At 56.2% G+C, this 14,748-nt stretch carries 13 protein-coding genes; 11 read left to right on the top strand and 2 right to left on the bottom strand.

Translation table 11 applies throughout. The features are described 5' to 3' along the window. Window positions 1-144 precede the first annotated feature (144 nt). Window positions 145-1,164, top strand: a complete 1,020-nt coding sequence (locus AC13DE_RS00770; protein WP_446313998.1) for a hypothetical protein — start codon at window positions 145-147, stop codon at window positions 1,162-1,164. 73 nt (window positions 1,165-1,237) lie between these two features. Here the strand turns inward: AC13DE_RS00770 and AC13DE_RS00765 are convergent, their stop codons facing one another. Beyond that, complete coding sequence (locus AC13DE_RS00765) at window positions 1,238-2,872, bottom strand: hypothetical protein (RefSeq protein WP_483046701.1); 1,635 nt, start codon at window positions 2,870-2,872, stop codon at window positions 1,238-1,240. A 354-nt stretch (window positions 2,873-3,226) separates the two neighbouring features. Here AC13DE_RS00765 and tnpA point away from each other — a divergent pair, with 354 nt between their 5' ends. The 7 genes from tnpA (at window position 3,227) to AC13DE_RS00730 (ending at window position 10,386) form a co-directional block, all read left to right on the top strand. Continuing rightward, window positions 3,227-3,634 carry an IS66-like element accessory protein TnpA gene (tnpA, locus tag AC13DE_RS00760; protein ID WP_483046700.1) on the top strand — a complete coding sequence of 136 codons (408 nt, stop codon included), beginning with the start codon at window positions 3,227-3,229 and terminating at the stop codon, window positions 3,632-3,634. Continuing rightward, window positions 3,631-3,981: an IS66 family insertion sequence element accessory protein TnpB gene (gene tnpB, locus AC13DE_RS00755; RefSeq protein ID WP_067630184.1), complete on the top strand. Its 351-nt coding sequence runs from the start codon at window positions 3,631-3,633 to the stop codon at window positions 3,979-3,981. Before tnpA ends, tnpB begins: the two co-directional genes overlap by 4 nt. Window positions 3,982-4,041: 60 nt before the next feature. Then, window positions 4,042-5,694: an IS66 family transposase gene (gene tnpC, locus AC13DE_RS00750; protein ID WP_483046699.1), complete on the top strand. Its 1,653-nt coding sequence runs from the start codon at window positions 4,042-4,044 to the stop codon at window positions 5,692-5,694. A gap of 23 nt (window positions 5,695-5,717) precedes the next feature. After that, complete coding sequence (locus AC13DE_RS00745) at window positions 5,718-6,752, top strand: IS110 family RNA-guided transposase (RefSeq protein ID WP_483046698.1); 1,035 nt, start codon at window positions 5,718-5,720, stop codon at window positions 6,750-6,752. Between the two features lie 284 nt (window positions 6,753-7,036). Then, on the top strand, window positions 7,037-7,300 hold the full coding sequence (locus AC13DE_RS00740; RefSeq protein ID WP_483046697.1) for a hypothetical protein: 264 nt from the start codon (window positions 7,037-7,039) through the stop codon (window positions 7,298-7,300). Between the two features lie 998 nt (window positions 7,301-8,298). Continuing rightward, a complete protein-coding gene (locus AC13DE_RS00735) occupies window positions 8,299-9,171 on the top strand; it encodes a tyrosine-type recombinase/integrase (RefSeq protein WP_012187142.1) in 873 nt (290 codons plus the stop codon). 12 nt (window positions 9,172-9,183) lie between these two features. Further along, entirely contained in the window at window positions 9,184-10,386 is a 1,203-nt protein-coding gene (locus AC13DE_RS00730) for an IS91 family transposase (RefSeq protein WP_012187141.1), read from the top strand. 379 nt (window positions 10,387-10,765) lie between these two features. Here AC13DE_RS00730 and AC13DE_RS00725 read toward each other — a convergent pair whose 3' ends face one another. Next, on the bottom strand, window positions 10,766-11,116 hold the full coding sequence (locus AC13DE_RS00725; protein WP_014132722.1) for an ArsR/SmtB family transcription factor: 351 nt from the start codon (window positions 11,114-11,116) through the stop codon (window positions 10,766-10,768). Window positions 11,117-11,179: 63 nt separating this feature from the next. Here AC13DE_RS00725 and AC13DE_RS00720 point away from each other — a divergent pair, with 63 nt between their 5' ends. From AC13DE_RS00720 to AC13DE_RS00710, 3 genes are all read left to right on the top strand, one after another. After that, window positions 11,180-12,031, top strand: coding sequence for a cation diffusion facilitator family transporter (locus AC13DE_RS00720; protein WP_038068544.1), 852 nt, complete (start codon window positions 11,180-11,182; stop codon window positions 12,029-12,031). 612 nt (window positions 12,032-12,643) lie between these two features. Continuing rightward, window positions 12,644-12,916 carry a DUF4258 domain-containing protein gene (locus AC13DE_RS00715; RefSeq protein ID WP_237274043.1) on the top strand — a complete coding sequence of 91 codons (273 nt, stop codon included), beginning with the start codon at window positions 12,644-12,646 and terminating at the stop codon, window positions 12,914-12,916. Window positions 12,917-12,930: 14 nt separating this feature from the next. Further along, a complete protein-coding gene (locus AC13DE_RS00710; protein ID WP_483046696.1) occupies window positions 12,931-14,652 on the top strand; it encodes an N-6 DNA methylase in 1,722 nt (573 codons plus the stop codon). Window positions 14,653-14,748: the final 96 nt, after the last annotated feature.

Genomic DNA, 14,748 nt, shown 5'->3' with positions numbered 1-14,748 from the left:
GGATGAGGCAGAGATCGGCCGCATCCTCGATAACTTCGAGCGTCTTGCCAAAAAATGGACCCCGAAGCCGCGTAAACCAAAAGCCGTACCCGAACACCTCTGATCAATACGGCGCGCCCACGGCCTTCGCCGAATGGTTACAAATTGAGCGCTATCAATCATTTTCAAACGTACTCGCAGCGCGAGAACCACGTAACCAACAACACAATGCTGATGTTGAAACATGTTTATCGAATATCTCCTCGTCTGGTAGAGGATGTCCTCCAATCTCTGCTGGATGAGGATGAGGTTGAAATCGGCCCGCGGTTTGAACAGCAAGTTGGTGAGGCATATTCAATCCCTGATGCTGTGCTCAGTCAGAAACCACTGCATATTTATGTAGAGGCAAAACGCGGCGACGGCCTTTACGACGATCAGTTAGGGCGCCATATGCGCTCAATCTCTGAAAGAGGGCACCCAGAGAGTTCAGCTTTCCTGATTGGCATAACGAACAACAGCACCAATGTTGACGACGACGAGCGATGGAAACAGCGGGCTCTTGAGCACGGCATCACCTTTGCAGCCACAACCTACCGAGAACTACTTGAAGCACTTGATACTGCCTGTTCCGATAATCCGGATCTGCGAGAGATTTTAGACGATTACCAAGCATTCATCGGCGGAGAAAACCTTCTCCCTGATCAGCACCGCAAGATGGTAGCAATGCTTTGCGGGCAATCCTGGCGTGAGAATATCGAGCACGGTGTATACTTTGAGCCTGCGCACCGAAACCCAAAATGGACCCGAGCCCACTTTCTCGGGGTCTATCGCCAAAAGAAAATCAGCCATGTGGGGCGGGTAGTTGCTGCGGCTATATGCCGTAAAGAAGACGACAACCTGATTGTCGAAGTCGAAGAGTTCGGGGCGCTCAGTACTGAGCACACGAGTCGCATCCAAAATATCATCCGTACAGCAGAGACTTACTTTAAGGGTTTTGCCGCAGATGCGCACAGGTACTACCTGGTTGACCGTTTCGAAGAGACCGATGTGCGCAAAGCCTCTCCGGGTGGGATGATGGGCCATCGCTACTTCGATATTGCTGAACTCGCAGGGCTCGAAGATGTTGAGCAAAACGCCTCATCAGCGGATGTCGCCTCTAAATTGGCAGGGACAAAATACGAATAAGAGTACGGTACAACCGGCTCCGAACCTGGGATTTCCCTTGAAACAAAGCAGAGTGCCGGATTGAAACCGGCACTCAATTCATTTCGGCGGCCACGTCCAGTAGGCTTTCGGTAAGCTTGTAGGGTTCTCTGATAAGTTTGAGAGATGACAAAGCTTCTGAAAATTTCCCAGCCTTTGCATATTCCGCAGAAATTGAAGAAATTGCTCCCTCGCGAAGCGCCTGGGATGGAATTTTCCGCGCGATCTCAGTGGCCTCGGCCATGCGCTCGATGTTGTCGACTGACGAAATAAAGCTACGAACCTCTGGTTCCCCGGGAAGCCATTCAGCTGTGCTATCATTTGCAATTTTCCATAGCCTGCTGACATGCTCTGCTCTCCCATCTATCGACCAAAGTTTGCCGCGCACCGAAGCCTCATCTTCTGGCTGCAGTTCCGCAAGAATGCGTTCAGCAAAATCCATATGCCCCGCTGAAGCAGCCTCTTTTGCAACCATCGCAAGTGAATTTGAGCGGCTCGAATCTGAGGTATATGTCAGTGCAGTACGATAAGCATCTTCAAACAGACCAGCTTCAAGCTCGTCCTTCACTGCATGCCAGATACTGAGCCCACCCCGCTCTGCTACAAGTCGACGTGCTTCTCCAAGGAAGCTGGAGCGGTTCGCCTGAATTCCTATGGTGCGAAAGCAAATTTCTTTATGGAAGCCATCTTCCATGTTCAGTGTGCTTTCTATTATTCTATCAATGATCTCGCGATCATCTGTAGCGATCCCGAACCTGACGACGGCCTGACATCGATAGCTATCGTCTGGGATATTGTCGGCCGTTTCCCAAGCGGATTCATAATCACCTTCGCTAACTTGGATTTCAAAAATGTCTTTCATTGCAGCGGATCTATAAACGTCATCGATCCGCGTTAAGAGGTCCATCGATGTTTCCATCTGACCTTTAGAGGCAAGCGCTTTTGCATATTCTATTAAGACATCACGACGCGCTTGGTTATCCTCAATTTTTTCAAACAATCTTTCTGCGTCACCAAATTTGCCCAATTCGATTTTGGACGAGACTATAGCGCTGTACGCCTGTGAGGCTGCACTTCCGATTGATAGACCCGATGCCAAGTTCAGTGCTTGGTCTAAGTCTCCAGTTTCGGCCATCTTGATCGAGATTTGTGACAGCGCGTTTTCTTGGACCTTACGATCCGGTATGCTCCGAGCCGTTTTCAGGCTTTCGTTGTACAGACCTGCCTGAGCCTGCGAGATGGCAATATCCTTGATGTAGTAGAATGAGGAGTCACCGCTCATATCGCGAACAATGCTTACTGCCAGATCAATGATACAAGATGATGTTGGCTCATCTGCACATTCGGAGAGTTGTAGTTTCAACTCTGCTTCGCGAACGGTTTCTTTGAGCATCGGAACAGACAGAGGGCCAACAGTCTCGCCAATGATAAGTTTAACTGCGAGCTCGGAGCCACTATGATCAGCAATAATGCTGTCTATTGCAGCACTAACTTCCTTCAGTCGTTCAAGCTTTCGCCGTGCAGAAGCAGTATCGTTGCCAGCTATTTGTTCGACGCTTTGCCATCCCTCGACAGCCCTAACGAACAGAGAGTTGGCGCCTGCGGCTGTATCTGCCGATACTCCACCACCAGCACTGAAAAGGAGGGCAAAAATACTGGCTCTGAGTACGGATCGGGTAATGCTTTTCATTACGTTCTCATATGAAGCGTCTCGGTTCGACGTTATTTAGACCGAAATCCAGCGTAAACAGCAACAACTCCAAGCAGCAAGATCCAAGGTAGAAGGTAGCTGGAGCCTGCGTCACTTTCTGGCCTGCAGACGCTGCCTCCGTTGATCCCAACCTTAACCTCGCCTGGGTCACATCCACACGACGAGAGGAAGAACAGCATACATACCCCGGCAACCGGTAAGATTTTTATGACCATGGTAGAAATCCTTATTGGAAATGTTGGGATCTATACACTCGCTAAAGGGGCATCATAGGGTAAGCCTCCGGCGGCGGCCGTCTGATCTCGGGTTCGATCCGATGGTAAGTCCGACCTTATGTCCGACTTTATCAACCGCCCTCAAATCGAAGTTCTTTCCGCTGCCGATGGTGATCGCCGCCGGTATTGGTCAGATGATGACAAACTGCGCATTGTGGAGGAAAGCTTTATCGGCCACCGACAAGCGGCAGCAACAGCGCGTCGGCATGGCATTTGCCGGTCGCTGCTGACCACTTGGCGGCGGCAGTATCGAAACGGCGAGCTTGGCTCTTCTCGTCCGGGATCGTTCGCGCCGGTGACCGTGACGAAGGGGATTCCCGCGTCGCAGGCAAATCCGGTCAATTCCTGCCCACCTCCTGACTGTCGGATTGAGATAGCCCTGCCGAATGGGCACCGGCTCATTGTGCCGGTGGGCGTAGAGCCTGAAGCGCTTGCCCGGGTTCTGGCAGTGGTGGCTCGGCAATGATCGCATTTCCGGCGGGTGTGAAGGTGTGGATTGCGGGCGGCGTCACCGATATGCGGCGGGGCATGAACACGCTGGCGCTGCAGGTGCAGGAAGGGCTCGGCCGCGATCCGCATGCGGGCGAGATATTCTGTTTCCGGGGCCGCAAGGGCGATCTGGTCAAGATCCTGTGGCATGATGGCGTCGGCATGTCGCTTTATCTGAAGCGCCTGGAAGCGGGCAAGTTCATCTGGCCGGTGAGCCGGTCGGGTGAAGCGGTGCAGATCTCGGCAGCGCAGCTGGGCTATCTTCTGGAGGGTATCGACTGGCGCAATCCACGCTGGACGCAACGCCCTGCAAAAGCTGGATAAATTGGGCTAACGGGCCTGTTTTTGTTGGCGTCTCGCGAGCCCGGGTGATAGACATCCGCCATGTCGAACACCGCTTCCGAACTCGCCAGATTACGCGCGGCCCTGGCCGCCGCCGAGGCCCGCGCAGAGGTTGCGGAAAGCGAGCTGGCACAGACCCGTGCGGTCGTCTCCTGCTCGGAAGCGATGATCCAGGAACTCAAGCTCGAGATCGCCAAGCTGCGCCGTGACAAATACGGCATCTCGTCGGAACGGCGCGCCCGGCTGATCGATCAACTGGAACTGCAGCTTGAAGAACTGGAAGCGGCGGCAACCGAGGATGCCCTGGCCGCAGAAGAGGCAACTGACAAGGCTACCTCCACGGTGCGGGCCTTCACGCGCCGCCATCCTGTGCGCAAGCCGTTCCCCGATCATCTGCCGCGCGAGCGGGTTATTATCGAGGCCCCCGACGGCTGTAGCTGCTGTGGCTCGGATCGCCTCGTGAAGATGGGTGAAGACATCACCGAGACGCTGGAGGTGATCCCGCGGCGGTGGAAGGTGATCCAGACCGTGCGCGAGAAGTTCACCTGCCGGGCTTGCGAAAAGATCAGCCAGCCACCGGCCCCGTTCCATGCGATCCCGCGCGGATGGGCCGGGCCCAGTCTGATCGCCATGCTCGTCTTCGAGAAGTATGGCCAGCACCAGCCCCTGAACCGGCAGGCAGAGCGCTTTGCGCGTGAAGGCGTTGATCTGAGCCTCTCCACCCTGGCAGACCTGGTCGGGCACGCGACTGTCGCCTTGCAGCCGATCCATGCCCTGATCGAAAGCCATGTGCGTGCCGCTCACCGCCTGCATGGCGACGACACGACCGTGCCGCTTCTGGCGCGGGGTGGCGCGAAAAAGGCTCGTCTGTGGACCTATGTCCGTGATGACCGCCCTTGGAATGGCGGCGCGCCACCAGCAGCGTTCTTCCGCTTCTCTCGAGATCGCGCGGCCACCAATCCCAACCAGCACCTGGCCGGATGGCAAGGTGTGCTGCAAGCGGACGCCTATGGTGGATACAACGATCTATATCGCGACGACCGCGACGCAGGACCCGTAACCAGTGCGCTGTGCTGGTCGCATGCGCGCCGTAAGTTCTTCGAACTTGCCGACATCGCAGGCAACGTCCGCAAGGGCAAACCTGCCCATCAGATCTCGCCGGTTGCGCTGGAAGCGGTCAAACGGATCGACGCCATCTTCGACATCGAGCGCGAGATCAATGGGCTGGATGCTGATGCCCGGCTTGCCGCCCGTCAGGAACTCTCCCGTCCCCTGGTGAACGGCCTTCATGACTGGCTGCTGACAGCGCGCGCGAGACTGTCCAGGCACAACAAGGTGGCCAAGGCGATCAACTACATGTTCGAGAAAGAAGGCCGTTGGCAGGCCTTCACGGCATTCCTCGATGACGGGCGCATCTGCCTGACGAACAATGCCGCCGAACGCGCCCTGCGCGGCGTGGCCTTGGGTCGGAAGTCATGGCTCTTTGCAGGCTCCGAGCGCGGCGGTGAGCGGGCCGCCGCCATGTATACCCTCATCGTCACCGCCAAAATGAACGACATCGACCCGCAGGCCTGGCTCGCCGATGTTCTCGCCAGACTGCCCGACATGCCCGTCTCGCGCATGCACGAACTTCTGCCCTGTTGGGGTGGACGGCTCCCAACGGCATCGCAATGTGCCATGGTGAGTTCGTTGTAGTTCTTAATCAAAGGAGACCGTCCGTGGAACAGATTATCCGAATTGGCATGGATACGTCAAAAAGCGTTTTCCAGCTGCATGGCGTGAACGCAGCCGAACAACCAATCCTGCGCAAGAAGCTCTCGCGGAGTGCGATGGTGAAGTTCTTCGAGAAAGCAGTGCCTACCACGATTGCGATTGAAGCTTGTGGAGGTTCGCATCATTGGGCGCGACTGTTAGGCTCCCAGGGGCATGAGGTGAAATTGATCGCGCCTCAACTGGCGAAGCCGTATGTGAAGCGCGGCAAGAACGACGCGGCGGATGCGGAGGCTCTGTGTGAGGCGATGAGCCGCCCGACCATGCGCTTTGTGCCTGTGAAAACCGCCGATCAGCAGGCTGCTCTGATGCTGGTCGGCCTACGGGAGAGATTAATCCGCAATCGGACGCAGCTTGCCAATGCCATTCGCGGTTTCGCCATGGAGTTTGGCATCGTCGCGGCCACTGGCATGTGTCGGATAGAACCGTTGTTGGAGCGAATAGCGGCTGATCAATCTCTCCCGGAACTGGCACGCGAGCTATTTGCCATGCATGGCGTTGAGTATCGAAACTTGCTCGCCGAAACGAAGGCTGTAGAGGAAAAATTGGTTGCATTGCATCGCTCCGACGAATGCAGCAGGCGCCTTGCGGAGATTCCTGGTGTCGGGCCAGTCGGCGCATCACTCCTGATGATGAAGACCCCAGACCCCCGGTTGTTCAAGTCTGGTCGAGATTTTGCTGCCTGGATAGGGCTGACACCTAAAGACCATTCGACCGCAGGGAAGGCCAGGCCTGGGGCGATCACCCGTGCCGGAGACGAAATGCTGAGGAGCGTGTTGGTGGTTGGCGCGACTGCTCTTCTTCAACATGTCAGAGCGGGGCGCAGCAGACATGCATCCCGATGGCTCACCGAGTTGCTACAGAGGAAAAAGCCGAAGTTGGTTGCGGTGGCGCTTGCCAATAAGATCGCCCGTATTGCCTGGAAGCTCATGGTGAGCGGTGAATCATATCGGCGGATGGAGGAGCAGCCGCAGGCTATATAGAATATTGGCCGTTACACCAAGCGCTACAGAATAGTTGCCGTGATGAGCCGATCAAGTGAACTTGCAAGAGAAAAGCAGATGGTGCGATCGATCGATCCAAGACGCGTGACACTCCGTCAGTTCCAGTGGCCTTTCAAGGCCGTTGCCGTGTTAGGAACACGCGTCGCGGAAACCATCTTGGCCAGTGGTTATATGCGACCACACACAAAGGCCGCACATATGGAAGCAAGAGATCCGATCAAAAATATCTGTAAAAATCACTTGCAAGTGGGGGCCGTCCACATATGGAACTGGAATACCCGGTCCCTCGCCGAGGCGGCATGATCATGCAGCTCAACAAGGTGCATTCCGTCAAGACCATCGACCGCGTTGCTGCCGAGCTCGGAGAAACCGTCGATCGAATCTTCGACCTCGCCATTGATATGGAACCCGAAGATGGCGTGATCTGGGTTTATGGCCCCAATGACGATAGCGTCATCGCCTTCTCACCCTTCGGGATCGAAAACCTGCGAGAGCTCATTGAAATGGACTGTGAACGCGCGCGCTGACCACGCGCGGCCCACGCCGGATGCTTACATCATAGGTATCTATTCTGCTCGAGAAATCATGAGACGACAGGCGAGTTCACGCTTTCCCCACCGAGCAGCAAACGCATCATCGGTCGAGAACCAGCCACCATCGTCACCCTGCCCGTGGTTTGCTCCCATACAGGAGCATTGGCACTCATGACCCGATGCGTTCATGCAGGCGGGCGCACAGATCTCTTGCTCCTGATATGGCTGGATGACATAGATACGGCCCCAACGGCGAAGGCTGCGGTTTACCAGATCATTGAACCAGGCTTTGGGTACTTCCCAGCATGTCAGGCTCGCATTCCAACTGGGGCGAAGGCGGCGACCGTCTCGAAGCCACGCGTAGTTTACTTCAGCATAGGGCAACCTGACCCTTACCTGTTCACCCTTCCCATCACGGCGAAGGACTACGGGAACGCTCTTCTGGCTCCAGACTTCCTTTAGGCGGTGGGGATCATGCATCGACATTCTGCATATCTAACGCCACCGAGGTTTAGCGTCCAAGATGAATGCTGTTGGCAGATGCCAACTTTTGCAGAAGTCAGATTAATCGGCCGGTGATGCCGTTTGTCTGTCTTTCGTTATCTGGCGGCGGATGCTCCAGTGCGAGTGGCGCATATCCGGTGGGGCGCTACATGGGGTCTGCTCCGGCTCAGTGCAAAATCCTACGCTAAGAAATATTTTTCCCTGACGCTGGCACCCTTTGCGGAATTTACATTTAGACATGAGCTGAGATGCACGACTTCGCTATCTGAGAGCCTATTTTACATCCGTTTCACAAACCTGCGTTTGTGAAAGCCGCCATTCGCTGCGCTGCGCATAAAATCACACAGTGCGGGACAAGGACGAAACCGCTCTCGCGGTATTGGTGCTTGTGGTGGGTGTTGCGTGCTGATGTGAACTGCATGGATTTTGCGAACTGACCAACCTGTCGGACGATTGAGGCCTTCTCAATCTGACGACAGGAGGTTTCAATGTCAGAGCAACATATCCCACCGCTGCGCCGCCGTTTTATTGAAGATATGCGGATCAAGGGGCTGCAGCCAAAAACCCAGACGATGTATTTGCGGGCGATGCGCGATTTTACAGGGTTTCTGGGGCATTCGCCGGATAGCGCGACACCCGAGGAATTGCGCGCGTTCCAGCTGGACATGAAGGAGAAGGGCGTCGGCGCACCGACCTTCAACAACCGGCTGACGGTTCTGAGTTTCTTCTACGCGACCACCTGCCCGCGTCCGGAGATGAAGCGGCACATGCGGTATCAGAGGGCGGCGAAGAAGATCCCGGTTGTGCTCAGCGCCGAGGAGGTCACCCGCATTCTCGAAGCGGCACCTGGACCGGGGCTGAGATACCGGGCTGCCTTCAGCGTGGCCTACGGTGGCGGGCTCCGAGCGAGCGAGGTCACACATCTCAAGATCGGCGACATCGACAGCGACCGGATGCTGATCCGCATCGACCAAGGCAAGGGCCGCAAGGATCGCCACGTGATGCTGTCGCCGAGCCTGCTTGTGCTGCTGCGCGATTATTACCGCGAAGCACGGCCAGCGGGCTGGTTGTTCCCGGGCCGCAACCGGGTCGACCCGATCTCGACGCGGCAGTTCAACCGGGCCTTCGGAGTGGCCTGTGATTTTGCAGAGATCAAGAAGCGGGTCTCGCCCCATACGCTGCGACACAGCTTTGCCACGCATCTGCTGGAGGGAGGGACGGATATCAGGGTGATCCAGGTGCTGCTGGGCCATGCCAAGCTGGAGACCACAACGATTTATACCAAGGTGGCGATCAAGACGATCCGGGATGTGACCAGCCCGCTCGACCTGCTGGTGCGACGGGAGGCCGGTGCCGGATAGACCCCGGATCCGATGCCTCGTCCCAGACTGGAGGTCGCGGATATCTTCCGCGATCATGGGCCGGCCTATCGCCGCGAACATGCCGGACACCTGAACCTTCCACAGTTGAAGGTCATGTCCGCGATTGAGAACTGCCGCACCGCCGCTCTCGGCGGGCATGTCGCTGCCTGCACAGAGTGCGATCACCAGCACATTGCATACAACTCCTGCCGCAATCGGCACTGCCCGAAGTGTCAGGGAGCAACCGCAAAAGACTGGATGCAGGCGCGCATCGAAGACCTTCTGCCGGTTGAATACTTCCATGTGGTGTTCACGCTGCCGGCCCAGATTGCGGACATTGCCTTCCAGAACAAGGCGGAGGTCTATGGTCTGTTGTTCAAGGCATCCGCGCAGACTCTGCTGACCATTGCGGCCGATCCAAAACACCTTGGTGCGCGGATCGGTATGACCTCGGTCTTGCATACCTGGGGCTCGGCGATGACGCACCACCCGCATGTGCATGTCATTGTGCCGGGTGGCGGGCTGTCGCCGGACGGGTCCCGCTGGGTCGCCTGTCGCCCGGGGTTCTTCCTGCCGGTGAAGGTCCTGTCGCAGCTGTTCCGGCGTTTGTTCCTCGAAGGGCTGATCAGACTGCACCAAACGGGCAAGCTGGCCTTCTTCGGGGAACTGGCCGGACTGGCCGATCCCGATGCCTTCGCCTCCCATCTCGCGCCGCTGCGCAAAGCCAGCTGGGTTGTTTATGCCAAGCCACCCTTCGGCGGGCCAGAGGCGGTGCTGGCCTATCTGAGCCGATACACCCACCGGGTCGCGATCTCGAACCACCGCCTCGTCAGCGCGGATGCCGAGACCGTCGCGTTCCGATGGAAAGACTACCGCATCAAGCGCGGCGACCGGATGAAGGTCATGCGCCTGCCCACGGGCGAGTTCATCCGGCGGTTCCTGATCCATGTCCTGCCATCTGGCTTCCATCGCATCCGCCACACAGGGTTCCTGGCCAATGGAATCCGTCGTGACCGGATCGCGGAGATCAGGCGTTTGCTCAATACAGAACCAAAACCCGGCCAAACGCCAGTCGAGGGGGAAAGTGACAACCCCGCAGGTCTTGATGCCCATCAGCCTTGCCCAAAGTGCGACGGCGCCATGATCGTCATCGAGACCTTCACACGGGGCCAAACACCCAGATCCCGCGCACCGCCACGGGAGAACGCCGCATGATACGACGCAAAAACCCGGCGCTTTCCTGTGCAAACACCGGACCAGTCAGTGCGGCCACCTCACCAGACCCCGCGTTGCACCAGGCCAGTAGCGGCAGGACGGAGCACTGGTCGGCCGTGTCCTGTTGGGAAAACCGACTTATCTGCGCGGCCTGTCATCACAATGTGGTTCGCTCTGCTCCTCAGGCGATGCAGCCGTAACGCTCAATCCCCATAGCTCCGAGATCCGCCCGCGCTTTCCTCCTTGTCAGATTTGTCGCCGCTGCAGCTCACGCTGACAGCAGCCACAAACCTTAGACAAAGCGCCATTTTGCTGCGGCTGCGCAAATGGCTGCTTTAGGCCTGGCGCACCAATAGAACATTGCAGCAGGACACGTCGGTTAATCCGTATAGCTTCGGCAGGCATCGACCCCTACGGCTGTCGAGGCAAGTAGTTGATCTGCGTCGCGGATGAGATCAGCGATCCGCCTGTCCGCAAGGCGATACCGGACGAACCGACCTTCGTTCCTGCGACTGACCAGACCGCAATCCAAAAGGCAGCGCAGATGGTTCGAGACATTGGGCTGACCAAGCCCTGTTTGGGTAACGATTTCCTGCACGCTGCGTTCGTCCGACAGTAGCGCATCGAGGATCGCAAGACGGCTGGGGTCGCCGAGACCCCGGAAGAGCTTTGCCCGCGGCTCAAGGGTGTCAGCTGCCGAAAGATCGTCTTGAATGTTTTGCAATGTCATATCATTATCCACTGATACGTTAGCGGCGACTTCTTTCGCACGCTACCTTCAAGAGGATCGCATATGAGCCGAGCAGATAACACCACATTGCCTACAACGTCTTTGCCGATCCGGATGCGGGTGCATGGCATGGACTGCGCCAAGGATGCCGCCGAGATCGAACGGGCCGCTCGGTCTGCGGGCGTGGCTGAAGGCGATGTGAAGGTGTCTGCCGCAACCCATGTCATGACATTGCGGATCGCCGAAGACGACTTGCCGAAAGTGCGTCCAGCACTGGACGCAACCGGCTATGGCTTTGAGCTGATCAAGAGCGGGGATACATCGTCCGATCCGGCTTACAAAGACCCGAGCTATCGCCGCGCGCTCTGGATCGTGGTCCTGCTCAATCTCGGCTACGGGGTGATCGAGATGTTCGGCGGGTTCCTGTCCGGATCGCAAGCTTTGAAAGCAGATGCCCTGGATTTTTTGGGCGACGGCGCAATCACCTTTCTGGGCCTGCTCGCTATCGGTTGGAGTCTGACATGGCGGGCGCGGTCGGCGATGATCCAGGGCGTGTTCTTGGGATTTCTGGGGCTTGGCGTTGTCGGCAGCACAATCTGGCGTGTCCTGAATCAGACGACACCAGAGGCCGGGTTAATGGGAGCCTTCGCCGTGGGCGCGCTGATCGTAAACATTCTTGCGGTGCTGCCGCTGCTAAAACACCGCAAGGGCGACGCCAACATGCGGGCCGTATGGCTGTTCTCCCGGAACGACGCCATCGGCAACCTCGCCGTGGTGATCGCTGCCGGACTGGTCGCCTGGCTCGGCAGTGCCTGGCCTGACCTCATCGTTGCTTTCGCCATCGCAGGGCTGTTCCTGCATTCGTCATGGATGATCATCCGGGATGCGCGGAGTGATCTGTCAGAAACCGAGTGATCTGGCGGAAAAGCTGACGTGCGAACCGGAAACCGACATTCGCCACTGCGCAGCGAGTCCGGAACTTTGGGCTCTGAACTGCCGTTCGCTGTATCGAGAAGGAACGACCGGTTTTGCTTAACGTAGGATTTAGCACTGAGCCGGAGCAGACCCCTACATGCTTGACCACGCTCCTTGGCTTTCAGTCTCGCGTCATGGTGACCAAATCGAGATAGCCAACAAGAGTTGGGGATCTGTGCTATAATATTGGCCAGATCACATTGTCGGCGTGAGAATGCCTCACAGGCCTGTTGGGGGAGAGTACATGGATAGCATTTCTTCAAAATTGATCGTTGAGATCTCGCTGATGGTCATCAGTTTGGGGGTTATTGTAGTGAGCCTCCTCTCTCTACGACTTACGCGAGAAGCGCCAAAATCTAAGATCGACGTCGATGCCGCGATTCGAAATGCCCCCTACCACCTACTTGAAGAGGCTGGGATCCGCGTTACCCCTCCCTCTTCCTCAAAGGAAAGTGCTCAGTGACCGGGTAACATTTTCTCTAAAAATATAAAATAAGGGGTTGAAACTGCTTTCAGGGGGTGTATGTATTATTCAGCAGGAAGGAAAATCAAATGAAAAAGACAAAGCACATGGATGCCCGGATGAACCAAAGAGGCATCACACAAGAACTGGTCGATCTGGCGCTTGAATATGGCGAACCCGTCGGAGACAAGACCATCTTGGGACGGAAGCAATGCCATGAGATACTGACAAACCTGCAGCGTGAGATGAAGGTGCTGCAAAAAGTCATGAGCAAAGGTGGAATTACCGTAGTCTCTGCCGGAGAAGAACTCATCACGACCTATCGCACTGACAGTTACTCATCAGTTGCTGCAAGAAAATAAGGGGCTGAAATAAAATGAAGAGCAAATACGCCGATGTCTGGCGCGCACTTGATGGGGTCTCCGGGTACGTTCGGCAATCCGAATTGCCGAACGTACTCCTTGCGGACATATCTCAGAGCATGGGGATGGAGCTTGAACATTCCGGCTTGGCTTCCAACGCGCTGATGTCTCTTCGTGAAAATGACGATGGCTACTACGCCTTACAGGAGGCGCGTTCCCGGTTTCTTGCAATCCCCAACTCCGAGAAGCTTGCGGCTATAGATGAAATGATGGGTGTCTATCAGAGCCGGGAGACTGGGTTCTGGATTGGATATTTGCCTGCCAAGCGCATCACCGAGCTTGCCGGCACTCCAGGCACTGTGCGCTGCGCATTCACCAGCTCTCTGCACCCTGCACTGATGATGGCCTCCAAAGGGTCGACTGTACGTTTTGTAGATCGTCATTCTGAGGTCTGCGACATGGCCAAGATGATGGCTTTCATTTTGGAAGTTCCTCTTCAAGTCGTGATGGCTGAGCCCTTTAACAGGGTCGCTGATGAGGCATACGACGCAGAAATTATCATGGCTCCGTTCGGCTCTAAAATTCATTCGTCCGTCGAGCTAAGCCTGAAAGCATTAGATATCCTTGGCCGTGATGACGGACCTCGACGCCTAAGTGGCGAAGCTGTGGCTCTCGCAGATGCTCAAGTATCGCCGGCTGATACCGTGATTGTATCTGTCGCCAGTAGCGCAATGTTCCGAGGTGTGGGTGTAGAGCCTATTGCGCGGGAAGCTCTCGTAGAATCCGGTCGCCTCAAAGCCATCCTGTCAGTTCCGGCTGGAATGCTCTTCCATGCCTCCAGCATCGCCAGTGACATCCTTGTCTTAGGACCAAAGCGAAGCGCAGGTGACACGGTTCGCTTTGTTAATCTTGGATCCTCTCAGTTTGCAGGGAAGACCGTTCGCGGCAGGCTGGAAGTCAAACCCGAAAGCTCTTGGCTTGAGGCTATCTCACATCCCTCTCATCAGGATGACGAGGCAACTGCTGAGGCCTCCATCTCTGAAATCCGGGATAAGGACTACATCCTAAGCTTGGACCGATATGTTATTCCACCTGCAGTGGCTGCCCTGGAGCGGTTTCTGGACAACAGAGAGACTCTCCCGCTTGCGGAAGTGGTCGAACTCATCCGGCCAGTATCTATCGGCAAAGGGGATGAAGGTGATGTCATTATTCGTGAAGCAGCGCCTGCTGACATTGGAGACAATGACTTCTTGCCTCTTCCCAAGAAAGAGCTTCTGCTCGATCGGCCTCAACTCCGGAAAGCTCGCGCACAGCGACTTCAACCGGGCGACGTGATCCTTTCCGTGAAAGGGACAATTGGCACGGCCGCTTTGGTCCCAAGTGATGTTCCAATGGAAAATGACAACCACTTCTGGACTGCCGGCCAATCATTCATGATCCTTCGCCCAAAGAGGGGTAAGGTTTCCGGGGTCGCTCTTCTTGAGTTTCTCTCAAGCGATGCAGTGAAAACATCCCTGCGCTCGCTTGCTGTGGGAGCCGCAATCCAAACCATTGCCATCAAGGACCTCAAAGAGTTCCAGGTTCCGGTTCCCTCTGACGAAGAGAATGCGGCTATCGAGGCAGCCTTCCAAAAGCGACAAGATAAGCGAGCCAAAGTTCGGCTGCTTCTTGAGGATATTGACCGTGAGCGAGACGCATCATGGCCTCACGACGCTCTTCAAGGATGGCAGGGGTAGGCGTTTCTGCATTTCCTCGGCAAATCTTCTTCGTTCATCCCGGTCTGGACCAATATCCTAAGAGACCAAACAAATTCACATATCAATATATTCAGG

This window comes from Sulfitobacter sp. L-8 (assembly GCF_056859255.1).
The sequence above is the reverse complement of the archived record's forward strand: the minus strand, read 5'-3'. Positions and strand labels throughout refer to the sequence as shown.

Coding starts and splice junctions, on each gene's coding strand:
- tnpC (WP_483046699.1), top strand. CDS start 4,042: ATGTCGAACACCGCTTCCGAACTCGCCAGATTACGCGCGGCCCTGGCC.
- tnpB (WP_067630184.1), top strand. CDS start 3,631: ATGATCGCATTTCCGGCGGGTGTGAAGGTGTGGATTGCGGGCGGCGTC.
- AC13DE_RS00720 (WP_038068544.1), top strand. CDS start 11,180: ATGAGCCGAGCAGATAACACCACATTGCCTACAACGTCTTTGCCGATC.
- AC13DE_RS00710 (WP_483046696.1), top strand. CDS start 12,931: ATGAAGAGCAAATACGCCGATGTCTGGCGCGCACTTGATGGGGTCTCC.
- AC13DE_RS00765 (WP_483046701.1), bottom strand. CDS start 2,872: ATGAAAAGCATTACCCGATCCGTACTCAGAGCCAGTATTTTTGCCCTC.
- AC13DE_RS00715 (WP_237274043.1), top strand. CDS start 12,644: ATGAAAAAGACAAAGCACATGGATGCCCGGATGAACCAAAGAGGCATC.
- AC13DE_RS00740 (WP_483046697.1), top strand. CDS start 7,037: ATGGAACTGGAATACCCGGTCCCTCGCCGAGGCGGCATGATCATGCAG.
- AC13DE_RS00735 (WP_012187142.1), top strand. CDS start 8,299: ATGTCAGAGCAACATATCCCACCGCTGCGCCGCCGTTTTATTGAAGAT.
- tnpA (WP_483046700.1), top strand. CDS start 3,227: ATGTCCGACTTTATCAACCGCCCTCAAATCGAAGTTCTTTCCGCTGCC.
- AC13DE_RS00725 (WP_014132722.1), bottom strand. CDS start 11,116: ATGACATTGCAAAACATTCAAGACGATCTTTCGGCAGCTGACACCCTT.
- AC13DE_RS00730 (WP_012187141.1), top strand. CDS start 9,184: ATGCCTCGTCCCAGACTGGAGGTCGCGGATATCTTCCGCGATCATGGG.